The organism is Metapseudomonas boanensis, assembly GCF_018704125.1.
Classification (GTDB): domain Bacteria; phylum Pseudomonadota; class Gammaproteobacteria; order Pseudomonadales; family Pseudomonadaceae; genus Metapseudomonas; species Metapseudomonas boanensis.
In genome coordinates this window covers 105,742-130,207 of record NZ_JAGTIS010000006.1, presented here as the reverse complement: position 1 = coordinate 130,207, position 24,466 = coordinate 105,742, and the positions used below count along the sequence as shown (strand labels likewise).

At 62.3% G+C, this 24,466-nt stretch carries 16 protein-coding genes and 1 pseudogene; 7 read left to right on the top strand and 10 right to left on the bottom strand.

Annotated features, from left to right (window positions below):
- Positions 1-482 precede the first annotated feature (482 nt).
- The 5 genes from J7302_RS13225 to gcvA all read right to left on the bottom strand — a co-directional run bounded on the left by J7302_RS13225 (position 483) and on the right by gcvA (position 8,951).
- On the bottom strand, positions 483-1,979 hold the full coding sequence (locus J7302_RS13225; RefSeq protein ID WP_215375191.1) for a CoA-acylating methylmalonate-semialdehyde dehydrogenase: 1,497 nt from the start codon (positions 1,977-1,979) through the stop codon (positions 483-485).
- 65 nt (positions 1,980-2,044) lie between these two features.
- The gene (locus J7302_RS13220; RefSeq protein WP_215375188.1) at positions 2,045-3,202 is read right to left on the bottom strand and encodes an iron-containing alcohol dehydrogenase; all 1,158 of its coding nucleotides are present in this window, start codon (positions 3,200-3,202) and stop codon (positions 2,045-2,047) included.
- A gap of 116 nt (positions 3,203-3,318) precedes the next feature.
- Positions 3,319-4,965: a BCCT family transporter gene (locus J7302_RS13215; protein WP_215375185.1), complete on the bottom strand. Its 1,647-nt coding sequence runs from the start codon at positions 4,963-4,965 to the stop codon at positions 3,319-3,321.
- 259 nt (positions 4,966-5,224) lie between these two features.
- Positions 5,225-7,720 carry a CoA transferase gene (locus J7302_RS13210; RefSeq protein WP_215375182.1) on the bottom strand — a complete coding sequence of 832 codons (2,496 nt, stop codon included), beginning with the start codon at positions 7,718-7,720 and terminating at the stop codon, positions 5,225-5,227.
- Between the two features lie 331 nt (positions 7,721-8,051).
- On the bottom strand, positions 8,052-8,951 hold the full coding sequence (gcvA, locus tag J7302_RS13205) for a transcriptional regulator GcvA (RefSeq protein WP_215375179.1): 900 nt from the start codon (positions 8,949-8,951) through the stop codon (positions 8,052-8,054).
- Between the two features lie 505 nt (positions 8,952-9,456).
- On the opposite strand from gcvA, the pseudogene J7302_RS13200 reads away from it, so the two are divergent.
- The 3 genes and pseudogenes from J7302_RS13200 to J7302_RS26520 form a co-directional block, all read left to right on the top strand.
- Positions 9,457-10,309, top strand: a pseudogene (locus J7302_RS13200) (transposase); the annotation flags it as partial.
- 258 nt (positions 10,310-10,567) lie between these two features.
- Positions 10,568-10,912: a hypothetical protein gene (locus J7302_RS13195; protein WP_215375176.1), complete on the top strand. Its 345-nt coding sequence runs from the start codon at positions 10,568-10,570 to the stop codon at positions 10,910-10,912.
- Between the two features lie 939 nt (positions 10,913-11,851).
- A complete protein-coding gene (locus tag J7302_RS26520) occupies positions 11,852-12,184 on the top strand; it encodes a BRO-N domain-containing protein (protein WP_251702052.1) in 333 nt (110 codons plus the stop codon).
- Here the strand turns inward: J7302_RS26520 and J7302_RS13185 are convergent.
- On the bottom strand, positions 12,181-12,363 hold the full coding sequence (locus J7302_RS13185; protein ID WP_215375173.1) for a hypothetical protein: 183 nt from the start codon (positions 12,361-12,363) through the stop codon (positions 12,181-12,183). The genes J7302_RS26520 and J7302_RS13185 overlap by 4 nt on opposite strands.
- A 280-nt stretch (positions 12,364-12,643) precedes the next feature.
- Between J7302_RS13185 and J7302_RS13180 the strand changes: the two genes are divergently transcribed.
- The 3 genes from J7302_RS13180 to J7302_RS13170 all read left to right on the top strand — a co-directional run bounded on the left by J7302_RS13180 (position 12,644) and on the right by J7302_RS13170 (position 16,804).
- Positions 12,644-13,888: a putative bifunctional diguanylate cyclase/phosphodiesterase gene (locus J7302_RS13180; protein ID WP_215375170.1), complete on the top strand. Its 1,245-nt coding sequence runs from the start codon at positions 12,644-12,646 to the stop codon at positions 13,886-13,888.
- Positions 13,889-14,110: 222 nt separating this feature from the next.
- Positions 14,111-15,871 carry a SulP family inorganic anion transporter gene (locus tag J7302_RS13175; RefSeq protein ID WP_215375166.1) on the top strand — a complete coding sequence of 587 codons (1,761 nt, stop codon included), beginning with the start codon at positions 14,111-14,113 and terminating at the stop codon, positions 15,869-15,871.
- Positions 15,872-16,093: 222 nt separating this feature from the next.
- Positions 16,094-16,804, top strand: coding sequence for an rRNA pseudouridine synthase (locus J7302_RS13170; protein ID WP_215375163.1), 711 nt, complete (start codon positions 16,094-16,096; stop codon positions 16,802-16,804).
- A 111-nt stretch (positions 16,805-16,915) separates the two neighbouring features.
- Here J7302_RS13170 and J7302_RS13165 read toward each other — a convergent pair whose 3' ends face one another.
- Positions 16,916-17,272: a BON domain-containing protein gene (locus tag J7302_RS13165; protein WP_215375160.1), complete on the bottom strand. Its 357-nt coding sequence runs from the start codon at positions 17,270-17,272 to the stop codon at positions 16,916-16,918.
- Between the two features lie 513 nt (positions 17,273-17,785).
- A complete protein-coding gene (locus J7302_RS13160) occupies positions 17,786-18,637 on the bottom strand; it encodes a CAP domain-containing protein (RefSeq protein WP_215375157.1) in 852 nt (283 codons plus the stop codon).
- Between the two features lie 326 nt (positions 18,638-18,963).
- On the opposite strand from J7302_RS13160, the gene J7302_RS13155 reads away from it, so the two are divergent.
- Positions 18,964-20,916 (top strand): alkaline phosphatase D family protein, encoded by a 1,953-nt coding sequence (locus J7302_RS13155; protein WP_215375154.1) that lies wholly within the window; start codon positions 18,964-18,966, stop codon positions 20,914-20,916.
- A gap of 9 nt (positions 20,917-20,925) precedes the next feature.
- Here the strand turns inward: J7302_RS13155 and J7302_RS13150 are convergent, their stop codons facing one another.
- Positions 20,926-22,002, bottom strand: a complete 1,077-nt coding sequence (locus J7302_RS13150; protein ID WP_215375151.1) for a lipocalin-like domain-containing protein — start codon at positions 22,000-22,002, stop codon at positions 20,926-20,928.
- Complete coding sequence (locus J7302_RS13145) at positions 21,992-24,466, bottom strand: FtsX-like permease family protein (RefSeq protein ID WP_215375148.1); 2,475 nt, start codon at positions 24,464-24,466, stop codon at positions 21,992-21,994. The genes J7302_RS13150 and J7302_RS13145 overlap by 11 nt, the downstream gene beginning before the upstream one ends.

Here is a 24,466-nt window from a genome sequence, read left to right as displayed (position 1 = left end):
GGGTATCGCCTATGTAGACGTAGCCAAGCGTAGGGTTGCTCTTACCGATACTGAAAAAGTAATCGAAAATCTGCCTCTCACGCCCGCCATTGGACGTGGCGACCTGGCCAGGCTTGCGCGCCTCACCAAAATAAGTACTCAGCGCACCGCTCTTGGCATCTTTTACTGCGGGGTATTCTGCCAAGGCCGAAACGGTGTAGCCCACCGAATCAAAAAAGGTGGTGAAACTGCTGTTAACCAGTTTCATGTCCAGACTGCTGAATACCAGAAAGTTTTCTCTGGCCTGCTGCGTAACATTGCGAGTAGTCAGCAGCGCCACCACCAATACTGGAATCAGCGTGGCAACCAGAAAGCTCACCTGCAGCTTGGATTTAATCTTCATTGATTCTGGCCTTCGTCAGGTTTCCCTAACTGATCAGCATTTTGAGTGCTGCCCCCGTTATCCGGGGAGCAGCACTATTGTGGATATGCAGGGGGCAGGATCACTTCATCGTGGGCATAGAGAACGAGACGCTCTCGCGCACCCCTGCCGACGGCCAGCGCTGTGTGACGGTCTTGCGCTTCGTGTAGAAGCGAACGGCGTCCGGGCCATAGGCGTGCAGGTCACCGAAAAGTGAACGCTTCCAGCCGCCAAAGCTGTGGTAGGCCACCGGCACCGGTAGGGGCACGTTGATACCGACCATGCCTACCTTGATGTTGTCGGAAAAGTAGCGCGCTGCCTCGCCATCACGAGTAAAGATACAAGTACCGTTACCGTATTCGTGAGCATCGATCAGGTCCATCGCGGCCTGCATGCTATCGACTCGTACTACCTGCAGCACCGGGCCGAAGATCTCTTCCTTGTAGCTGAGCATGTCGGGGCTCACCCGATCAATCAGCGTACCGCCAACGAAGAAACCGTTCTCGTGCCCCGCCACCTGTGGGTTGCGGCCATCGACCACGATCGTCGCGCCCTGCGCCTCGGCGCTGTCGATGTAGCCGACCACTTTCTGCTGATGGGCCTTGGTAATCACCGGGCCGAAGTCGTTGCTCTTGTCCGAGTAGGCGCCGACTTTCAGCGACTGCATGGCGGCCTGCATTTTCTCGATCAGTGCGTCGGCGGCCGCATCACCCACGGCGACGGCCACGGACAGCGCCATGCAGCGCTCGCCGGAGGAGCCGAAGGCAGCACCCAGCAGTTGATTGACTGCGTTGTCCATGTCGGCATCGGGCATCACGATGGCATGGTTCTTCGCTCCGCCCAGGGCTTGGCAGCGCTTGCCGTTGGCGTTGGCGGTTTTGTAGATGTACTCGGCGATCGGCGTCGAACCCACGAAGCTGATGGCCTGCACGCGCGAGTCGCCGAGCAGGGTGTCGACCGCTTCCTTGTCTCCGTTGACCACGTTCATCACCCCATCGGGCAGACCGGCTTCCTGCAGCAGCTGGGCGATGAACAGGGTCGAGCTGGGGTCGCGCTCGGACGGCTTGAGCACGAAGCAGTTGCCACAGACGATGGCCATCGGGAACATCCACAGCGGCACCATCGCCGGGAAGTTGAACGGGGTAATGCCGGCCACCACGCCCAACGGCTGGAACTCGCTCCAGGAGTCGATGTTCGGGCCGACGTTCTTGCTGTGCTCGCCCTTGAGCAGCTCCGGGGCACCACAGGCGTACTCGACGTTCTCGATGCCGCGCTGCAGCTCGCCCAGCGCGTCATGGGCGATCTTGCCGTGCTCCTCACCGATCATCTGGGCGATGCGCTCGGCGTTCTGCTCTAGCAGCTCCTTGAAGCGGAACATGATCCGCGCGCGCTTGATCGGCGGAGTGTTGCGCCATTCCGGGAAGGCCGCTTCGGCGGCGGCGATGGCCTGCTCGACAGTGGTCTTGGAGGCCAGTGCCACTTGCTTGCTGACTTCGCCGGTGGAGGGGTTGTAAACGTCCTGCAGACGGGCGGCGTCGTTGACGATCTGGCCGTTGATCAGGTGTCCTACTGTGTTCATGGGGTAACTCCTCAGATGTGAGCGACAGGGCGCAGAGCCGCTGCCTGAACGTTGGGAAATGGGGCCTACCAGAGGCTGCGGTAGAGCTCGATCATTTGCTCAACCGTGGGCACGCGCGGGTTGTTGCCCGGCGAGCCGGATGCCAGCGCCTGCTGAGCCATGGTCGGCATCAGTTGGAAAAAGCGCTCGCGGTCGATGCCGAACTGCGCCGGTGTCGGAACCTGCAGCTCGTCATTGAGCGCCTGTAGTTCAGCGAGCAGCTTGGCGTTGGCCTGCTCGGCGCTGTCCTGCCCAGTGGCGACCCCCATGGCCCGCGCACAGTCGGCGTAGCGATCTGCAGCGGCGGGGATGGAAAAAGCTGTCACGCTGGGCAGCAGCATGGCGTTGGACAGGCCATGGGGCACATGGAAGAAGGCGCCGATCGGCCGGCTCATGCCATGCACCAGTGCCACCGAGGCGCTGGAAAAGGCGACTCCTGCGAGGGTCGAGCCCAGCATCATGGCCTCGCGGGCGGCCTTGTCGGAGCCGTCATGGTAGGCGCGGCGCAGGTTCGGACCGATCAGGCGCATAGCCGCTAGGGCCTGGCTGTCGCTATAGAGGTTGGCCTTCTGGCTCACGTAAGCCTCGATGGCGTGAGTCAGGGCATCGAGGCCTGTATCTGCGGTGACACGCGGCGGCAGACTAAGCGTCAGGCTGTAGTCGACCAGCGCGGCGACGGGCATAAAACCAATGCCGACGCAGAGCATTTTCTCGTCGTTCTGCTCGTCGGTGATGATGGTGAACCGGGTCACCTCCGAGCCGGTTCCAGCCGTGGTCGGCACCGCGATGATCGGCAGGCCGGTCTCGGTGACGTTGCGCGGAAACTTGTAGTCGCGCATTTCGCCGCCCAGTTTGGCCAGGATGCCGATGGCCTTGGCGCTGTCGATTGGGCTACCTCCACCCAATGCGATGATGCTGTCGTAATCGCCAGCGCGCGCCTTCTCCACCCCGGCCCGAATCGAATCGACCGTGGGTTCGGGGACGGTGTCGGCAAAAATGTCAGCCCTGAGCCCGCTGGCGGCCAGAGTATCCTGAATACGCGCTGCGTAACCGAGTTGAACCATCATCTTGTCGGTGATCAGCAGCGGCCGTGAACAGCCAAGACTGCCCAGAACGTTGGGGATAGCCTCGCTGGCACCGGCACCTAACTGCATGATGCGGGGCAGTATCACTTGATTGGTCATGTGCACTCCAGGTTGTTTTGGCATGAGAAGACCTCGGGGAACTGGCGAGGCCATCCCATGCGTTGTCGAAGAAATGTTTGGCGCAGTCCGGGTAGTGACGATGCCCGGCAGTTACCCTACTGGTTTGAACTCAGTGGCGCCGCAGGACTAGGGGCTGCGCCGTAGGCATAGTGCGACCCCTCAGCAGCTGCTGCGCTCTGGCTAGAAGAAGCCACACTATCGACGGTAAGCGTCGGCGAACTCAGGCGCTTGCCAAAGTCCTGCTCGAGCATGCGCAGTAGCGACCAAGCAAGGATGCCCAGCACCGGAATCAATGGCAGGGCCACGATGATCGTGGAAGTCTGCACTGCCTTGAGCCCACCGACCTTGATCAGACCGATGCCAACGACCGCCAGTAGCAGAGCCCAGGTGATGCGAATCCAACGACGAGGCTCCTCATAACCGGACAGCTCGCGCGAAGTGACCGAAGCCAGGACGTAGGCGGCCGAGTCCAGGGTCGTGGCCAGGAAGACGAAGCACAACAAGATGAAGACCACGATGACCAAATTAGCCATCGGCATGGTTTGCAGGATCGCGAGCACCGTCGCCGGGATGCCTTGCTGATTCAGAATGGCGCTGACGTCCAGGGCCCCCGAAAGCTGAAGATCCAAGGCGTAGCCGCCCCACACCGCAAAGAATACCCAGCATCCCAGGCTGCCCCAGATCAGCTCGGCGAACACCAGCTCCCGGATGGTTCGACCACGGGAAATGCGCGCGACGAACAGGCCCATCATCGGTGCATAGGCGATCCACCAGGCCCAGTAGAAGATGGTCCAGTCCTGCGGAAAGCTGCCCTTGGCGATAGGATCAGTCCACAGGCTCATCTGCACGAAGTTGTTGACCATCAGGCCGAAGCTGTTGGACCAACCGTTGATAATGATCAGGGTTGGGCCGATGGCCAGAACGAAGAGCAACAGCAGCACCGCCAGATAGACGTTGATGTCGCTGAGGATCTTGATGCCTTTGCTCAAGCCGAACCATACGCTCAAGCCGAACAGGCCGGTCCACAGGCACAGGATCACCATGTCGAAACCGAACGACGGCTGCAGGCCGAGCACATTCGAAGCCATTGTCGACACCAGTGGTACAGCCAACCCCAGCGAGGTACCGACGCCTCCAACGATGCCAAACACCACAACGGTATCCAGCAGAATCCCCAGCCAACCGTTGGCCTTGTCGCCCAAGATCCCGCGCGCGGCAACCGAGAGACGAACACCTGGCTGACGACGAACGTACATGGAATAGGCAATCGGAATTGCCGGCAAGCAGTAGAAGGCCCAGGGCGTGAGACCCCAGTGGAACTGCCCGTAGGCGAGCGCCCACTCGGCAGCCTCCTTGCTGTGACTGGCGAGGCCGCGGGGCGGGCCATCGAAGTAGTAAATCGGCTCGACCCACGCCCAGTTGGCGATGGCAATACCGATGCCGCCACAGAAAATCATGGCGACCCAACTGAAGTAGGAAAACTCAGGGAGATCTTCGGCACGCCCGAGACGAACGTGCCCATAGCGACCCAGGGCGAGCCACAGCAGAAACACCACCGTGCCAAGGCCAGCGATCAGATAGAGCCAACCGAAATTGCCGGTGGCGAAGCCGAACAACTGCTTGATGATCAAATTTCCGGACTCAGGAAACAGGGCCAGGGGAATGGTGACACCAAGAATGACGGCTATTGAGGGCCAGAATACTCGCCCGTCTAGGGCAGAGCCGTGGTTGATGTTGCTCATCGCTAAATATCCTCTTATGGGGTGGCAACAGCGGCTGACTTTGAATAGCCGCCGCAGCCGTAATCCGCGGAAACAGCTTGTGGGTTATCCGTCGTATCACTCAGCGCGAAAGCGCTGCCGGTCGAAGAGAGGGCGATGAACATCGGGCATAGCTTTTTTGTATTTGTTATTCATGATGCTTCTCATAAGGTCGTTTCAGGGGAAATCGCCCCGGCCTGCTGGGCAGCGGCCTGCCAGGGCGACAACTGGCACCGGGCGGTTAGCTCGGCAGATACTCCTCACTCCAGCTTTCGCTGATGCAGTTGCGCTCGATCAGCGCGTCAATCTGGGCTTGGCTGTAGCCGAATTCCTGCAGCACGCGGCGGGTCGATGCACCGAACTTCTCAGCCGGCGGCAGGGCACGAATGGGCGCACAGCGCGGACGGATCGCGTAGGGATCCAACTGCGTGACGCAATGACCGCTCGGGTGATCGGCATAGACGCTGAACGAATAGCTGCCGTTGTCCGTGCCAGGGCGACCGTCAGCAGGGCGGCTGTAGCGTTGGCGCAGGCTGTCGAGGTTGTCCGGCGCCACCGCGGCGATATCGGCAGCGTGCAGGCGCTGCTGCCAGGTGGAAGCCGTTTCCGAGACCAACGCCTGGCTGAGGAAGGCCGCCCGGTCGGTGGCGGCGCTGATTCCGGCCAGGCCGGCCACGCGCTCCAGACGCGCCAGTTCCTGCTCACTGCTGTCCAGGTACAGCCAGTGGTCGGCAGTACGGTAGAAACGCGACAGATCGCTGTACCCCACCGCATCACGGCCGGAGGGCTCATTGAAGGGGCCACGGCCTGCATAGTCGAAACAGAAGGGAATCTGTACCAGGTTGCCCAGCGACGCCAGGGAGGTGCGCGCCCGGCTGACATGACCGGTTGCCGCCTTGCGGTAAAGCGCGGCGGCGACGCCCAGGGCGGCGGCGAAGCCACACATGACGTCGATGGTGCCGACGTGGGCGTGCTCTTCCGGAGTTTCCATACCACCACCGAAACGCAGCATGATGCCGGTAGTGGCCTGAATCAGGTCGTCATAGCCCAGATAATCGGTACGCGGGCCGCGACGCGGACCGCCAAAGCAGTCCAGCTGGCAGAAGATCACCCCGGGATTCACGGCCTGCAGGCTGGCTTCATCGAGGCCCAAGGGCGCCAATTGCCGATCAGGTGCGTTCATCACGATGACGTCCACCGAACGCACCAGGGTGTTGAACACCTCACGGCCATCGGCCTGGTTCAGGTCGACCAGAATGCTTTGCTTGCCACGCGCCGAGGACATGCCGAATACCACGGTATTCCACGGATCGTAATTGGGGGTTGCCGGGTCGAGCTTGATCACCTCAGCGCCGAAGCGGCCCAGGAACGAAGCCGAGTGCGGGCCAGCAATGACGTTGGTCAGGTCGAGGACACGCAACCCGTCCAGCCAGCCAACGGCCTTTTCGGCGGGAGCAGGCAGGGGGGGTGACACACACTCGGCCAGGGTGGCAAGGGCTTCTTTGACACTGACGGTGCGGCGCGGGCTGGGGGCCAGCATCATGGCGGCGCTGTCTTCCAGCCAGCTGATCGCACCCGGCTGCTTCATCCTGCCGTATTGCGGATCATCGACCTCGACCACCAGGCCGGCGGTGTTGGCATGCTCATCATGCAGCCATTCTTGAGTGGAGCGATGCGGGGCTCCCGGGAACTGGCCTTCACCGAAGATCTTCTCCCATTCTGCTGCGGTCTTGGTGCGGAATACTTCTTTCATGCGCGTCGAGATACGCTGGGCCCAGTGCGCTGGCAGCGGATAGACACCAAGCGAGGCATCGCCCTCCCACTGCTCCATCGGCAGATAAGGGTTTTCGACCTTGGGCAGGCCGGCGGCGAGCATTTCCTCATACAGCCCCATGGCCTGGAGACAACGCTTGGCGTGGGAACGGTGCGACGGGCACACCGCATAGAATTTGCGGCCATCGGCGCATTCATAGGTGCGGTAGAACGGGTCGAGGTATTCCTGCAGATCCTCGTAGCTGAGGTTCATGGGCAGGTTCTCGGCGCGGCGGCGTTCGATTTCCTTCTCGCGCAGCGTCTTGTAGCGCAGCGGATAGCCATCGATCTTGATCGAGTTGTACGACAGCCCCTCCATCACGGCAGAAGCCAGAGGCACTTCGATTTCATCGCCCTGGCCGCTGCGCTGGCGAGCTTGCAGGGCCAGCACCACGGACGAGACGGCCAGCATGGTGCCGTAGGACGAGGCCAGCGGCAGCGGCGAGAAGCTCGGGTTGATCCCCATCAGCACACGATTCTGCCCCATGTCGGTGAACACCCCGGATGCCGACGCGATGATCGACTCAAAGGCACGCCAGTCGCGGCGCAACTCGTCGTTGCTGGCGAAGCCCGGGATGGACAGCGTGATCAGTTCGGGGCGCTGGCGGCGCAACTCGGTGAAATCCAGACCCAGTCGCTTCATGACGCCCGGGCGGAAGTTTTCGATCAGGATGTCGGCGCTGGCGATCAGCGCCTTGGCGTCTTGCAGACCTTGGACAGACTTAAGATCAAGCTGCAGGCAGTACTTGTTGCGGTTGAGTACGGCGTTGGCCGGGCTATCCCACATTGGCCCGCTGGGGGGGTCGATATGGATGACCGTGGCACCGAGATCCGCAAGGATCATGGCCACGGCGGGCCCGGCGATGTACTGACCGAAGTCGATGACCTTGACGCCATTGAGGGGGAGTTGGCTGAGCTGTCCCATGATTCACCATCGCTTGCAAAGCCCGCTGCAGTGCGGGCTTTTGTTGTTGTGAGTGATCGTCGACACGCCAAGCCCCTGCTTTACCGGAAGAGCTGGCGACGCCTTGGGGTCGTACTTTGGGAAAAATGGAGAAAGGCGAAAAGCAATAAAAAAAAACCCTATGACACGATTTTTTTTATGGATGGATAAGGGTGCTTATGGGTGACCAGGCTCTGGCGTCCGGCTCACAGGCGTTAAAGCCGGCTCCTGAGGCAGGAGCCGACTATTGAGCGGGAAGGACTGGGAGATGTGCAGGCCTGGCTGGCGCGGGCCTTGGGGCGAGCGGTGAGGCTCAGTTTTCGAGGTGCACGGCCTGAGCCTGCGATACCAGCCAAGCAATGAATGCAACGGCCTGGGGATTGGCCATAGCAAGGGGGGAATACACCAGGTAGAAGGCTTCTTGGGTGGTGAAACGCTGCTCGAAGGGCGCGATCAGGGCGCCTTGGTCGAGCATATGCTCGACCAAAGACGAGCGCGCCAAGGCCACACCCTGGCCCAGCTCGGCCATTCTCAAGGCCGAGATCAATGTATCGAACTGCAGCCCCTGGGATGAATCCACTCGATCTGCCCCGGCCTTTTTCAACCAGTAGCCCCAACCTTCTTCATACCCCAGAACATGCAGCAATTGATGACGCGCAAGATCCCCAGGCGTGTTGAGTGGCTTCTGTTCGGTCGCCAAGGATGGTGAACACACCGGCACCAGACAGTCCCAGGTCAGTCGATCCGCTTTCAGGCCAGCCCATTTGCCTTGGCCGTGTCGGATCTCCAGGTCGGCCTCGACGTCGGTGTCGCCGACCCAGATATTGCTGGTGATGTGCAGGTTGATATCGGGGTGCAGCCTGCGAAACTCGGGCAGGCGCATCGCCAGCCAGTGGATGAAGAAAACCAGATTGACGCGCACGGTCAGCACCTTGCGGTGCCCCTGGCCAAATATCTCATCGGTGGCAGCGCTCAAGCGCTCAATGGCTTCGTGAACAGCCGGCAGATAGGCCTGACCGGCTTCGCTGAGCTCCAGTCCTCTGGGAAGGCGCTTGAATAGCGCAGCGCCCAGTCTCATCTCCAACCCCTTGACCTGCTGGCTCACGGCTGCCTGTGTCAGGTTCAGCTCATCTGCGGCATGGGTAAAGTTGAGGTGGCGAGCCGCAGATTCGAACGCCCGCAACCAATTGAGCGGCGGCAAGCTTTGTCTCATAAAGGGCAGTCTCCAGGAATTGTGAATCACCCACTGCGGATCTCACTGCAGCGGGTTGATAGGGGGATGGGCAGCAAGCAGATACAAGCAGATACAAGCAGATACAAGCAGATAGCAGTATCCGGCCTTGCCCTCGAAGCAGAAAATGACATTACGACGTCCTGAGGTCTCGAGTTCGGACCGAGCACAGGACACACAGAGAGCTTAAGCAAGCTGGCACGCATGGGGTCACGGCAGCGCATTACAGCGGTGTACCGTATCGCGTCTACTCTTGGCTCCAGGATCATCTGAGGGCACAAAATTACCGTCTTGGATCATGCTGGTGAGCTCGCTACTCGTGCTTTGGGGTGTGTTCTACCCCACTTCCATGTATGTACCAATAGCAACCGTTCTTTAGCGCGTGCACGCCAGCGTCTGCTTTTGGCCGATTCTGCTGAAAAAGTAGCGGCCTCCCCATGCCGCCGGCAAAATTGCTCTGTCAGCGAGCGCGGGGGCGAACAGCAGGATGGGACAGTTACCGGGGGGACAAGCAGCGCCTGTTCTACTCGTTCAATCTGGACGAGCACATCCCGCCCCAACACCTCCTGCGCAGCATCGACCAGTGCCTGGATCTCAGTGATCTGCGCGCCCACCTGGCCGACTTCTATAGCCCCATCAGGCGCCCGTCGATTGACCCGGAATTGATGGTGCGCATGCTGGTGGTCGGCTCCTGCTATGGCATTCGCTCCGAGCGACGGCTATGCGAAGAGGTGCACCTGAACCTGGCCTATTGCTGGTTCTGCCGGCTGGGATTGGAAGATGAAGTGCCCAATCACTCGACCTTCTCGAAGAATCGCCACGGCCGTTTCCGTGACAGCGATCTGTTTCGCTGGTTGTTCAATGAAGTGCTGCGGCGCTGCATGGCAGCCGGTCTGGTCAAAGGCGAAGGCTTCGCCGTCGACGCCAGCATCATCAGGGCGGATGCCAGCCGGCAACGTGGGGTGGCGGGCGATGAGGTCCACTGGCGCGATCCGGCGCTCAGCACCCGCGCCGTGCGCGAGTACCTCGAAGCGCTGGATGAGGAAGCGTGGGCCGAAGCCCTCCCCAAGAAAATGTCGTTCACCGATCCGCTGGCGCGCTGGTCCGCCGCGCCAGGTGGCCCAGCCTACTTTGCCTACGCCACCAACTACCTGATCGACACCGCGCACGGCGTGATCCTGGATGTGGAAGCCACGCCTGCGCATCGGACCACCGAAGTCGAGTCGACCAAAACGATGGTGGAGCGCGTCGAAGCGCAGTTCGACCTCACGCCGGAACGCCTCATCGGCGATACCGCCTATGGCACGGCCCCGATGCTGGCCTGGCTGGTCGAAGAGAAGGCCTGACGCAATCCGGGGTGGCGTCGACCAATCCCCGGATTTCATCCGCACTAAAGAACATGCAGTGGAACAGTTCGAAGGCCGCACGTCGGGTCGCTGCCAGGTGATCTGGGCAGAATGCGGCGCTGTACTAGACTGCACCCTTGCCGCGCCGGCAGACCTGCCTGGCTGCAGTTCCGGTCGTGGCATCAGCAATCCTGCATCTAGTCATTCGCTGGCCAGGAGGGCCGACGTCCAAAGTGGAGAGCGAGCGTACTCATGCCGTATCGAAAACGTCTGATGGTCGCTGCCGCAATGGTTGCGGCCGGCCTCATGTCCAACGCCCATGCCAGCGATTCGGCTACTCAGGCGTATTGCATGGAGAAGTGGAGCGGCGAGGCCATGCGTGCCTATTGCCAGGAAGAACAGCGCGAAGCCGCCGAGGCCATTGCCAGCTACGGCGGCCCGGTACGCAGTCGCTGCGAGTCCGAATGGCGTGCCGATTTCCATATGGTCCTGTTCTGCATCAAGGAACAGCAACGCCTGTCCCAGGCCGCCGTTGCGGATGCGGCTCGGGACGCGACGAACTCGACCACCGACCTACTGCATGGGTCCGGCTTGTAGCTATTGGCCAAAGTACCGCAGTAGCTCACGCAGCGATTCTTCTAATCTTGGGGTAGCGTTATGCGTTGTCACCGAGACCTGCCCATCGGTAAACCCAATTGCCCGCTCATACCGTCGCTCCAGGCCATTTCGGGATTGGAGCCCTACCCTCTGGGTACTGATAAACGCCCAGCAAGACCAGCCCACCGGAGTCATGCCATGACAATAAAAAACGATGAGCTAAACCCCGAATCACTCAGCCTGGAACCGATCGAGCCGGCCGGAGCGACTCCGTCTCCCCGTGGTCCAGCCAAATTCCAGATCGATACCCGTGGGGCGGGTGATCGGCGCAAGTCCGATGATCGCCGCCAGACCATTCGGTTTGAGAAGGATCGCAGGCAGGGGGATCGACGGGCGAAGAGCGACCCGTGGGACCACCGGGTTGATCTTTGACCCGCTGGCAGCGAGATAGCCGGCAGACCAATCAGCCAAATCCCACACGGCAATGGCGTTGCTCCTTCCCTGCCTCATCCAAACCCTCTGTCCCCAGTGCCTGAGAAACGCCTTCACCAGAGCGGTCCTCTGCACCCGATAGCAATGCGGCTTTTTTGTGCTCGCGGCATAATCGCGCCTGCACAAACCTCTGCTCTGTCCGTAGTTGACTAATACAAGACCCGAAAGGGAAGTACGTCCGGCCCGTCTCTGGTGGTTTTCTTAGCTCCCACTCCAATCACGCACTAAGAAGCGACCAGATGTCATGGAAATGCCTGTCTCCCCTCGCTTTCGGCATAAAGGCCAATCACCGCACTCCTCCGATCACCAGTCAAACCTCGAAGTCCTGATGCCCGCCCTCTTCGTCCGCCACAAACGCCAGCTGCGTGCCCTGCTGCTGGATGACGAGCCCTGGTTTGCCGTCAGCGATCTGAGCCGTTTGATGAACCACCCACCACTGGCGAGCGCGTGCCACGCAATCTGGACGAGGACCAGTTGCAGGTGGCCTGGCTGCGCAATGGCCACGGCGAGTACCAGCAGGAATTGTTGATCAGCGAGTCCAGCGTCCATGCCACGCTGATCCATTTCTACCACCCGGAAAGCCGCTGCATCCGCCAATGGATTACCCAGCAGGTGGTTCCGCGCCTCCGGGAAGACGAGCGTTTCGACGACCTTCGCCCCGACTGCTTGGTGATGCATTGGCTGGGGGAAGTAGAAGTTCCGCATTGGCGAGGCACAGCGTGGCTACCTCTTGGCGACGGCCCGCGCCTGCTACGGCGACCGCCGCTCGTGATCGGCTAATTGCGATGAAAGGTGGGTTGAGGCGCAGCTGATACCCACCACGGCAAAAAGGAGCACTGCTCGTTCTTTACCGGCAGAACATCACTGCGCAGATTTTCCTTCAACGCCAGAGCGTCCCGTTTCAAGGTCGTGGTGCTCAGCGCCTGGGCGACACCGGCGAACCCGAGCAGTTTGGTCATGGCCGCTGGGTCACCGCGGTCAGGCAGCAGCAGGATAATTGGGGGGCATGGCAGCTCTCTGGCCTGTCCCGGAGCCAGGGTTCATGCAGCGCTTACGAACAAGCCCCTGAAGCTACACTTAAGCCTGTACTGAGGCCCCATCACGCTTTGAATCCCCTCGCCAAGGGCTGCACAAGCACGATCAGTTGCTTCGGCGTAGGGGATCGAACCAGCCATCGCGTTTATGCCATCAGCGATGAAGGTGCATAGATGAACACGCCGCCATTGCTTAACGCAGAAGATGACGCAGCAAGGGTTGTGGTGCTTCAACGATTCAAAATCCTCGATACGTCGCCAGAGGCCGCTGCTGCATATCGAGATTGGTACCTTTCGCGAGATCAACGAAACCCTTGGCTATCGTGAAGGAGACAGGCTTCTTCAAGAAGTCGCAACCAGGCTGCGCACGGCGCTTGAGGAGGGGCAGACGGCCGCCCATATCGCGGAGTCATCCTTTGCGGTCTTACTCCCCAAGGCAGATGCGGCCCGAGCTTGTCGGGCGGCGAAACGCATACTCGATACGCTTGCCGAGCCCTTGGAGCTATCCGGACTGCTACTGGATGTGGACTCCAGCATAGGTATTGCGTTGTTCCCAGGTCACGGCAACGATCCAGATGCTCTGCTTCGTCGTGCAAACGTGGCTCATTATCAGGCGGGCCCTCTCAATAAACGAGTCGCCATTTATGCCGGGGCGTTGGACAACGAAAATACCCAACGCCTCACGTTGATGACGGATCTGCGCCGCGCAATCGATTGTGAAGAGCTGCTCTTACTCTACCAACCAAAGTTAAAGGTAGTTTCTGGAAGGGTCTGTGGTGCGGAAGCTTTGATCCGCTGGATACACCCAGAGCATGGCTTGGTGAATCCAGACAGGTTCATCAAGCTCGCCGAGAATGCCGGACTCATCACGCGCGTTACCTATTGGGTACTTAATGCAGCCCTTCGTGAAAGCTACGCATGGCATAACTCAGGCGAGGCTGTTCCGATAGCGGTCAACCTCTCATCTCATGATTTACGTGATCCCAACCTGCTGGGCCATATCCAGGAATCGCTGACAACGTGGGGGGCTCAACCGACGTGGATTCAGTTTGAGTTGACGGAGAGCTGCCTCATGGAGGACTTGCCCGTTGCCCAAAAAGTACTGCAGCAATTACACGACTTGGGGTTCAAGTTGTTCATCGATGATTTCGGCACAGGCTATTCCTCTCTTTCCTATCTTCGAAGATTGCCGGTCGACTACATCAAGATTGATCAATCCTTTGTCACCAACATGGAAAGTGATGAAGATTCTGCGGTGATCGTGCGCTCCACCATTGACCTTGCTCACAATCTTGGCCTTGAGGTTGTGGCCGAAGGAGTCGAATCCAGATCCATCATGGATTTACTTGCCGGCTGGGGGTGTGAGGAAGCTCAGGGGTACTGCATAAGCAAGCCGATCCCCGGCAACGACTTTCAAGAGTGGAAGAGCAGTTTCCTGTGGTCTGTGTGACCTGCTCCCCGGTTTCAGTACCACGCTTGACTTGGCAGAGGCTGGTGCTGCCGTGGAGAAAAGGCAATGGAGAGGCTTTCCCTTGCTTTTGCGAACCAGAGCGACAAGACCTAGGCTGCACAGGGCGATGAGTTCCGCTCCGGCCATGTCGTGACCCTGACGGAGCCGACGTTGTGATCTGCATGCAGACCGGATGGACCAATGCCGAAAAGCGATGATCCCATGACTGAAGAATCGGCGGCGGCAACAAATCTTGCAGCCAGCGCTCCGGTTCGTGGCTGGCGGGCGGCCTTCCCTCCGGCTCAGTGGCTCCCTGCGTACCGGGCTCGATGGCTTCCGAGAGACGCCATCGCTGGTATTACCCTCGCGGCCTACGGCATTCCGGTATCCCTCGCCTACGCCCTGCTGGCGGGTCTTCCGCCGCAATACGGCATCTACTGCTATATGGTCGGTGGCCTGTTTTATGCCCTGTTTGGCTCTTCTCGCCAGCTGGCCATCGGCCCTACATCCGCGATCTCGATGCTCATTGGCGTCACGGTCGCGGACATGGCGGGGGGCGATCCGGGACGCTGGGCCGATATTGCGGCGCTGACCGCGCTGGTCATTGCCGCCATGTGCGCGCTGGCTTGGCTGCTGCGCCTGAGTTCCCTGGTCAACTTCATCAGCGAAACCATTCTGCTTGGCTTCAAGGCTGGCGCAGCGCTGACCATTGCGATGACTCAGCTGCCCAAGCTGTTTGGGGTCCAGGGGGGCGGGGACCATTTCTTCGAGCGCATCATCGCCCTGGCCGGCCAGCTACCCGATACGAACCTCGCCGTGCTGGCGTTTGGCATCGCGGTCATTACAGTGCTGCTGCTCGGGGAAAGATTTCTGCCGGGCCGTCCGGTGGCTCTGGTCGTCGTGGTGATATCGATCATCGCCTTGTCGGTGACGCCGCTGAGTAGCCTTGGCTTCAATGTCGTCGGAGCGCTGCCGACCGGCTTGCCCGACTTCCACCCCCCCGAGCTGCGGCTGAAGGATGTGGACGGGGTGATTCCTCTGGCCTTCGCCTGCATGCTGCTGGCCTACGTGGAAAGCGTTTCTGCGGCCCGCGCCCTGGCCGAAGCCCATGGCCAGGAGATTGATCCGCGCCAGGAGCTGCTTGGCCTGGGGGCAGCCAATCTGGGGGCGGGCTTGTTCCAAGCCTATCCGGTGGCCGGTGGCCTGTCCCAGTCCTCGGTGAATGACAAAGCCGGTGCCAAGACGCCGCTGGCATTGGTCTTCGCCTCGGTCACCATCGCTGTATGCCTGATGTTTCTGACGGGTTTGCTGGCCAACCTGCCCAACGTGGTGCTCGCGGCCATCGTGCTGGTGGCCGTCAAAGGCTTGATCAACATCCGCGAACTGCTCCACGTGTGGCGCGTGAGTCGCTTCGAATTCAGCGTATCGATGGTGGCCTTCGCCGCCGTGCTGCTGCTGGGCATTCTCAAAGGGGTGATTCTGGCGGTCGTGGTGTCGCTCCTGTTGCTGATACGGCGCGTCGCGTACCCCCGCGTGGCCTTTCTCGGCCAGATCCCCGGCACCCGGAAATATTCCGACATGGATCGCCACCCGGACAACCTGGCCGTACCGGGCGTGTTGGTGTTCCGCGTCGAGGCATCGCTGCTGTACTTCAACGTCGAGCACGTGCGTGATGTGCTCTGGCAGAGAATCCGCTCTACCCCAGACACGCTTAAGCTGGTGGTCTGCGACATGTCTTCCTCCCCCTTCATCGACCTGGCCGGCGTACGCATGCTTGAGACCTTGCACCGGGAACTGCATGCGGCCGGGATACGCCTGCGACCCGTCGCGGCCCATGCGGCGGTGCGGGATCTGCTGCGCGCCGAAGGACAGGAGGAACGCTTCGGCTACTTCGGTCGCAAGCTCTCCGTGGCCGATGTCATCGACGAGTTCCAGGGCAAGGCCGCAACTGAAATCCCTCCAGATTTGCCTGAGCCTGCGTAATCAGGCCGAACATGCCTGGGGAATGGCCCGGGTTGGCGCTCCATCGAGCTGTCTGAGTGGATCATGCCCACGCTTAGCGTGGGAATTGCGCATTGGGCACTCCAGCGTCCACCTGCAAGCCACCAAACTCCGGCAACCATCCGCGAAACCCACTGTTTCCTGTGGGAGCCGGCCGGGCAAAGGGTTTACCATGGCGGCCTTTCTCACTTTGTGGCTGTACCCATGACCGACCCAATCCGTTTGTCCAAGCGTGTTATCGAGCTGACCGGCTGTTCGCGCCGCGAGGCAGAGCTGTATATCGAGGGCGGCTGGGTGACGGTCGATGGCGTGGTGGTGGGTCAGCCTCAGTTCAAGGTGGCGGACCAGACGGTAAACTTGCTACCCGGCGCCACACCCACTCCGCTGGAGCCAATGACACTGCTGCTGAACCAGCCGGCCGGCCTAACGTTCGAGGCGGCCCAGCGGCTGCTGACGCTGGCGAGCCACTGGCCAGAAGACCGCGCTGAGGTGCGTCCGCTCAACAGCCACTTCTCCCGCCTGACCACCGCCCTGCCGCTCCAGTCACAGGCCAGCGGCCTGCTGGTGCTCACCCAGGACTGGCGCACGCTGCGCAAGCTCAACGAAGACGTCGCCAAGCTGGAGCAGGAGTATGTGGTTGAAGTCAGCGGCACGCTGGCGGAGAACGGCCTGGAGCGACTCAGGCGCGGAATCAAGGTCAAGGGGGAGGAGCTGCCGCCGGTCAAGGCCAGCTGGCAGAACGAAACCAACCTGCGTTTCCCCCTGAAGAATCCCCGGCCAGGTTTGGTCGCCGCCCTGTGCGCCGCCGTTAACCTGCAGGTTGTCACCATGAAGCGCATCCGCATCGGCGGCGTTCCCATGGGCAAGATCCCTGCCGGCCAATGGCGTTACCTGGCGCCGGGTGAGCGGTTCTGAGGCTGAGCGCGCTCGTGGGCCGCGATCAAACCGTTTGGCTATCCGGTCCAGGAATCCGGGAGGGTGCATCCGAGCGACGACCCACCCTCGTACGCCAATGTCACTCGATCGTCATCGCCATTCATCGTCCGACTTTGCTGACGATTGCGGCCGATTCTCGACGCTTTCCTCTGCATTGGGCGCTTCAGGGAAGCTCCCAGGAGGGACCATATGGGTCTGCAGATCGCTGGCATCGATGTCGATGACACCGTGAATCGAGCGGGCCAGGCTTATAGCCTGTTCACACTGCTTATGCGTCTTGACGCGGCCGCTCAACGCCACCATGCCCGCGTGGGTTTTGACGTTGATATGCTCGCTGCGGGTCTGTTCGGAAAATGCCAGGGTCGACTTGACCTTCGCGGTAATCCACGCGTCGTGAACAGCCATCCCCAGATCATGCGAGTAATGCTGGAAGGAGTGCATTTTCATGGCAGGATCCTCTCTTACAGAATCAGAAGTGCCTTCCGTGCCACCTACTGTGCTGCCCTCCGGGCGAGCGCCGCGGATAGCTGATGCGCTTTGCTGCGTCCACCAGGAAGACATGCACACAAAACGATTATAGTGCGACCGCCTGCGGGCCGTGCGCCGCGCCTTGCTCCACCCCGCGCGACGCCAGCCAGCCAGCCATCGTGTCCAGCTACGGGCCAAGGCCGACCAGCTGGATCGCACCATCCAATGGCTTTGTGCGATACGTGACGGTCTCCGTCATGCAGCATCCCGCCCAGAAGCCAGCCACCTTGAATGTCCCTAGCTCCAGCGGCTGATGAGTATCGCTGCCACGTCAATAGCCAAGGACAGAAGCCCCAAGCATCCGCTCAAGTAACCATAGAGAGACAGACGCTGGTAGGCGCCCTGTGGAAGCGAATTCATTCACGATGAACCGCGCAGCGGGCCTGCAGGGCAGGCCAGGCAGGCTTGGTCTCGACCGCCGAGTCCAGGTGCCTAAGGCGCCCCGAACAGCGCCGTCCAGTAGATCCCCGCATCACTCTTCGGATCGACCGCATAGGCCGCGCCCAGCTCAAGGAACTTCGGGTTCATCAGGTTGGCGCAGTGGCCAGGGCTGGCCAGCCAGCCGTCGACCACCTTGCGAGCGGTGTCCCGCCCGGCGGCGATGTTCTCGCCGATCGTCTGCCCGGTATAACCCGCGAGCTCCGCCCGGTCGCCTGGGGTGCGGCCATCGCGGTCCCGGTGGCCGAAGAAGTTACCGTTGGCCATCGCCCGGGTATGGGCCTCGGCCGTCGTTGCCAGGGTGGCGTTCCAGGCCAGCGGAGACGCAACGGCGAAGGGCTGTGCGCCGCACTGGCGCGACTGCGCGCGTGCGGCGTTGATCAGTTCGAGTAGCTTCTGCCCTTCCGCCTGCCAGTCACCCAGGCCCGCAGCCATCAGCGGACGCGCTAGCACGATGCGCCAGCTTTCCCCCTGGCGGCTCACTCCGATATCGACGAACTGTGGGTCCAGCACGACCTGGCAGAAGCTCTCCTGCAGCGCCTTCATGGCCGCCCGCGCATCGCGCGGCCCCGCCAGGCTGATCGCCTGCACGTTGACCAGCGGATACGCCGCGCGCCCAAGTGCCTCCTGCAGGTCACCGCCACCACTGGCAGGCAGGACCAGACGCGGATCGGAGGCCAGCGGTGGCAGTTCCTCGGAGGCCTGTCCCGCACAGCGCTGGACCTGGCTGCGGTAGGCGTTTATCGACTCGACCAGCTGCGCTTCTTCGGCCGCCACGGCCGTAGCGGCAATCACCAGTCCCAGCGACAACGTGGCAAAACGCCCAACGAATGACATAACGCGCATGGAAGTCTCCCTCGACCTGACTGCGTCCATGATGCTCGATTCCGCCCCCTCCTGTGCAACGCCGTGGCACATCGAACGGAAATTTGTTTGGCGAACTCTGCGGGGCCAGCCGGGGGCCGTAGCCCGGATGCAATCCGCGATGTCCGTGCGGCTGCATTCCCTGCAGCGACTTACAAGGGGAACGCCGAGTTCTTACTCGCAAATAGGCGCCGTTCGCGAGCAAGCTCGCTCCTACAAAGTTGTGCATCCCCCGTTGGGTTAGGTTCAGGTATCGACGCCAGACGCGATATCCTGTCGTGCTCGTTCGATCATGGTCCATTGTCCCGATGTCCCCAGTTCTGCCGTCTGCCCAGGAAAGCCTACCTTCCGTCCTCGCCGGCCCCATGCTGCGCCGGCTCGAAGCCCGGCGCGTGGTGCTCTGGCTGGTGGGCTCCCGTGCACTGGCGCTGAGTCTGCGGTTTTCCTTCGATGGCCACAGCACCGAGTACCGGCTCGAAGGTGATGCCTGCCGAGTGATTCCCTTGGGCCGGCACGCCTTCCTGCACCTGATCGACCTGCATCTGGACGCCCCCCTGCCCTGCGACCAGCAGATCGACTATGACCTGCGTCTAGGCGACGAGGGCATCGCCCAGTGGGCGCCACACCTGACCTATGGAGCCGCCCGGCAGCCCAGCTTCGTCCTGCGTTCGCGCATCGACCAGTTGCTCCACGGATCCTGCCGCAAGCCCCACTATCCCTCTGCAGAGGGCCTGCTCTGCGCCGACCACCTGCTGGCCACCGGCCCGGCACCGGAACAGCGCCCTGCCCTGCTGATGATGAGCGGCGACCAGGTCTACGCCGACGATGTGGCCGGCCCCATGCTGCGGGCTATCCACCAGTTGATCGCGCGTTTGGGGCTATTCGGCGAGCGCCTGGAGGGCGCCGTGGTGAGCGACAGCGCGGTGCTCTATAGCCACCCGGCAAGCTACTACCACCGCGCCGACCTGCTACCCGCCCTGGAGAGCAACGAAACCCTCCGCGAGCGCTTTTTCGGCGGCGCGAGGAAGCCCATCTTCACCAGCAGCAACGCCGACAACCACCTGGTGACGCTGGCCGAGGTGCTGGCCATGTACCTGCTGGTCTGGTCGCCGGTGCCCTGGACCCTGATCGAGCCGCAAGTGCCATCGCTCGGGACCAAGGAGGAGGAGCGCTACCGACTGGAGCAGGAACGGATCGACGCCTTTCGGGCCGGCCTTGCCGGCACTGCGCGGGTCTTCGCGCACTTGCCGACGCTCATGATATTCGACGACCACGACATCACCGACGATTGGAACCTCTCCGCCCAGTGGGAGCAGACCGCCTATGGCCACCCCTTCTCCAAGCGCATCATCGGCAACGCCCTGCTGGCCTACATGCTCTGCCAGGGCTGGGGCAACAACCCGGATGCATTCACCGATGTGCTGGACAAGGCCCAGTCGCTGGCCGCCACTGCCGAAGCCGACCACCACTTCGATAGCCGCGCGCTGGATGAACTGATCGACGAACTGCTGGTCTTCAACCGCTGGCAGTACGTAATGCCCACCACGCCGGCGCTGCTGGTGCTCGACACCCGTACCCGGCGCTGGCGCAGCGAAATCAACCTGAAGCGGCCCTCCGGCCTGCTGGACTGGGAGGCCCTGAGCGAGCTGCAGCACGAATTGCTGGACCACCCCTCAGCCATCATCGTCTCCCCCGCCCCCATCTTCGGGGTCAAGCTGATCGAGACGGTGCAACGGGTATTCAGCTGGTTCGGTCATCCGCTGCTGGTGGATGCGGAGAACTGGATGGCCCACCGCGGCGCGGCCCAGGTGATCCTGAACATCTTCCGCCACTCGCGAACGCCGGGTTGCTACGTGGTCCTCTCGGGTGACGTGCACTACTCCTTCGTCTACGAGGTGTTGATCCGCCATCGCAAGCAGGGCCCGAAGATCTGGCAAATCACCAGCAGCGGCGTGAAGAACGAATTCCCCCGGCGCCTGCTGGATGTCTTCGACCGCCTGAACCGCTGGCTCTATGCACCGCGCTCGCCGCTCAACTGGCTGACCAAGCGGCGCCGCATGCAGGTGGTGCCGCGCACTCCGGAGCACAGCAAGGCTGGCGAGCGGCTGTGGAACTCCGCCGGTCTCGGCCAGGTGTTCTTCGACGTCCAAGGCCGACCAACGCGCATTTTCCAGCTGAATGCCGATGGCTCCGCGCCTACCGAGTTCCTCGAGGACCGCGACGAGGTGGCTGCTGAACATCCCGTGGTACGGCGGATCTGATTCCCCGTCTCAATAACCGGTCATTTCCAGATAGCCCACCCCTTGATGGCTGCCGCTGAATCGAACCGGCCCCTCCCAATACGGGAAGCGGGTATCCATCCATGCATTTTCCTGAACAGGCGTACTGGTGATATCGAAGCCCTCGCTGGGGACGCGCAGCGACCATCGGGTCGGTAGCTGGCGACCGGCGACCCGGCTTTGCTGCAAGGGGGTCAGGACGACGTCCTGATTACCCAGCATGCGCGGCTCGCCGGCTGCGCTGATCCAGGTACCGGCGCGATAGTGCTTGCCGTCGGTCTGGCGTAGCTGGAACAGCATGAGCTTTTCGCCGCTGTCCAGATGCAGGGAGAACCAGTCCCAACCCTGTTGGTCGGGCGCCAGGGGCTGGCTGCTCCATTCACGATCCAGCCAGGCCTGGCCCTTGACCCGGTAAGTCGTGCCCTCCAGCCGAATTGTGCCGCGTGCCTGGAAGAAGGGCTGGCTGTAGTAGTAGGAGGCCTGCCCCTGCCCGGATTTACGACTGAAACCCTGCTCGCCATGCAACACCAGCGGGCTGCGGCTGGCGAGGAACAACTGGTACTCGAAGCTGCCGCCGCTGGCGAGTAGCTGCAGATCGCTCAACCCCTCGTTGGCCGGCGATTGGCTGCTGAAGCGCCAATCATCGATCCAGGCCTTGAAGGGCGAGGTCTCGACGCCGGCCTGGCCGACGCCGCCTCGGGCGAAGCGCTCCGCCGAGCGATGGCCATCGGGTCCGGTCAACCCAGCATGGCCCATCCACAGGTTCTGGTTGTTCCAGCCCGGCTCGGTGGAGCCGGGCTGCAGGGCGTTGCGGAACAGGGTCCATTGCACGCCCCAGGCGCGGCCTTGCTCATCTTCCAGGTTGGCTGTCACGTACCACCATTCGATGCGGTAATCCGGGTGCGCGCCGTGATCGGCCGGGAAGCTGAAAGCCCTGTCCGGTGTCACCTGGGCAAACTGCGCTGCAGCGCTGCCGAGCCCGGCAAACCCTTCCTCCAAGGGCGGCTCGGCATCGCAGCCAACCAGCAGCAGTCCCGTAAATAGCGCCACACGCAAGCTAGGGCTCATGGGTAAAGGTCCTCAACAACTCGGCCGGGGTGCAGCGGCCGAGTTTCCACAGTGGCCAGGCAGCCGCCAGCAGCGTGGCGAGCAGGGCCATGCCCGACAGCTGCAGCAGCTGCCAGGGAAAGATATGCAATGGCAGACGCCAGCCGAATGCCCGCACGTTGATCACCGCCACCAGGCACCAGGCCAGGAGCAGCCCCAGCGGAACCGCGAGCAGCAGCGTTAGCAGAGCCAGCAGCAGGGTCTGGCCGAGGCTGAGCATCGCCAGCTGCCGCCGCCCTACTCCCAGCGCCCAGAGCGGTGCAAGTTGGTTGAGGCGTGCCTGACCGAGGGTCAGCAGACTGATGAACAGCGCCAGACCGGCAACCCCAAGGGTCAGGCTGTTCAGGGCGGCGGTCGCGGCGAAGGTGCGCTCGAAGACCCGGGTCGACCACGCCTTGAGTTCGCTCTGGTCAATGAGCCGGCTTCTGTCCAGGCCGAACTTCATCTGCAAGGCCTGCATCAGCGCAGGCACCTCCGCGGCTGGCAGGTGCAGGCTGTAACTACGCGGGCCGAGCCCCGGCCAGTGACGCAGCAGGCCCTGCGCATTGACCAGCAGATGGCCCTTCGGGTTGCCGTAATCGGCATAAATGCCAGCGACCTCCAGTGCCCATTCACCCTGGGGGGTAGCCAGGCTCACGCGCTCGCCCAGATGCAGGTTGAGGCGGCGCGCCAGTTGTTCGCTGAGCATCAGGGCCTCCTGCCGGGCCAACCGGTCCCAGGCATCGGGGCTGGCGCTCAGCAATGGCCAGCGGTCGCGGTAAATCGGGTGGTCGAGTATGCCGCTGAGCTGTGCTGGCCACCCCTCCAACCGCAGGTCGAGTCGCCAGCTCGGCAGTACCGCGCGAATCTGCGGCTGACGGCTCAGCCAGTCACCAATCGCAGCCGCCTGCTCAGCGTCGCGAGGGGTCAGGTAGATCTCAGCGAACAGGCGCTGGTCGAGCCAGCCGCTAAAGGTCTTGCGAAACCCCTCGGTCATGCTGCCGACGCCGATATTCGCCGCCAGCGCCAGCAGCAAGGCCATCAGCGCCAACGTCAGGCCGGGCAGTTGCTGCCGGCTGTCGGCAATGAACCATTGCGCCAGCGGCCCACGGCAGCACGGTAAAAGAGCTTCCAGCAGCAGGTTCAGGCACAACGGTAAACACAGGGCAGTAGCCAGCAGTATGGCGGCGAGCAGGACTAACCCGGCGATCAGGCTGTCGCCTGCGCCGAGCGCGATCACTGCCAGCACGCTGAGCGCCCCGGCCAGCAGGGCCTCGCGACGCAGCCAGAGGGCCTGGGCACGATGCCACGCCTCGGGCTGGGCCAAGGCCAGCAGCGGCAGCCGTGCGGCCCGGACCAGGCTGCTGACTCCAGCGAGCGAAGCGCCCAGCAGGCTGATGGCCACCCCGCCCAGCCACCAATACGGGCCGAGGCTGAGCTGGCCGGCCACCTCTGCGCCATACAGTCCCCGCAGACTGGCCACCACATCGGGCAGGAGCAGGCTGGCCAACCCGTAACCGCTGAGCACGCCAGCCAGGCCGCCGAGCAAGGCCAGTGCACCGAGCTCCAGCGCCAGGGCGCCGAGCAGCAGGCGCAGGCTCACTCCACAGGCACGCAACGTACGCAACAAAGCGCGTCGCTGCTCCAGGGCCAAGCCAACGGCGGCATGCACGATGAACAACCCCACGACAAAGGCCAGCAGGCCGAGGGCGGTGAGGTTGAGATGAAAACTCTCGGTGAGCCTGCCCAGATCGGCGGCCTCGTCACGCCGGGTGAGTACGAGGTGTTCGGCCAGATGTGGCGGCAGGCGCGGGGCGCTGCGGACGAATTCGCCGGTCAGCAGCAGCGATGAGAGCTTTTCCGGGGCATCGAGCAGCCGCTGGGCAACGCCGATGTCCACCACCAACACGCCAGGCGCCACTTGAGGGTGCACCTCCAGCGGCGGCAAGGCCTGCCCGGACTCGCTCAGCGGCCGCGCACCGGCGACCAGCCCCAGGTCCGCCAAGGTGTCGGCGGCGATCCAGGTACGTCCCGGCTGGCCGAGGAAGGCTGCAAGGTCCAGCGTATCGAGCGCTTGCCCGGCTAGCGCGGTACCGGTCGGCAAGGTCAGGGGTTCGATGCCGATGAGTTGCAGGCGTTGGTCACCCTGCCCTTGCAACCGCAGCCGGCTCTGCAGAATCGGCGATACCGGCCAGCCGGCCTGGCGCAACTCGATGAAGGTGCGCTGGGCAATCAATCCACCGTTGCTAGCGCCAAGCAGATATTGCTCATCTCCGAACAACTGACTCGCCCTGGCGTAGCTTTCCCGCGCCTGGCTGTTCAGCGCCTGCACACCGGTCCACAGGCTGGTGGCCAGCCAGAGGCCGGTCAGCACACTGAAGAACTGCACGGGGTGCCGGCGCCAATGGCTGAGCAAGCTGCGCAGCGTCCAATAGAACACCCGCAT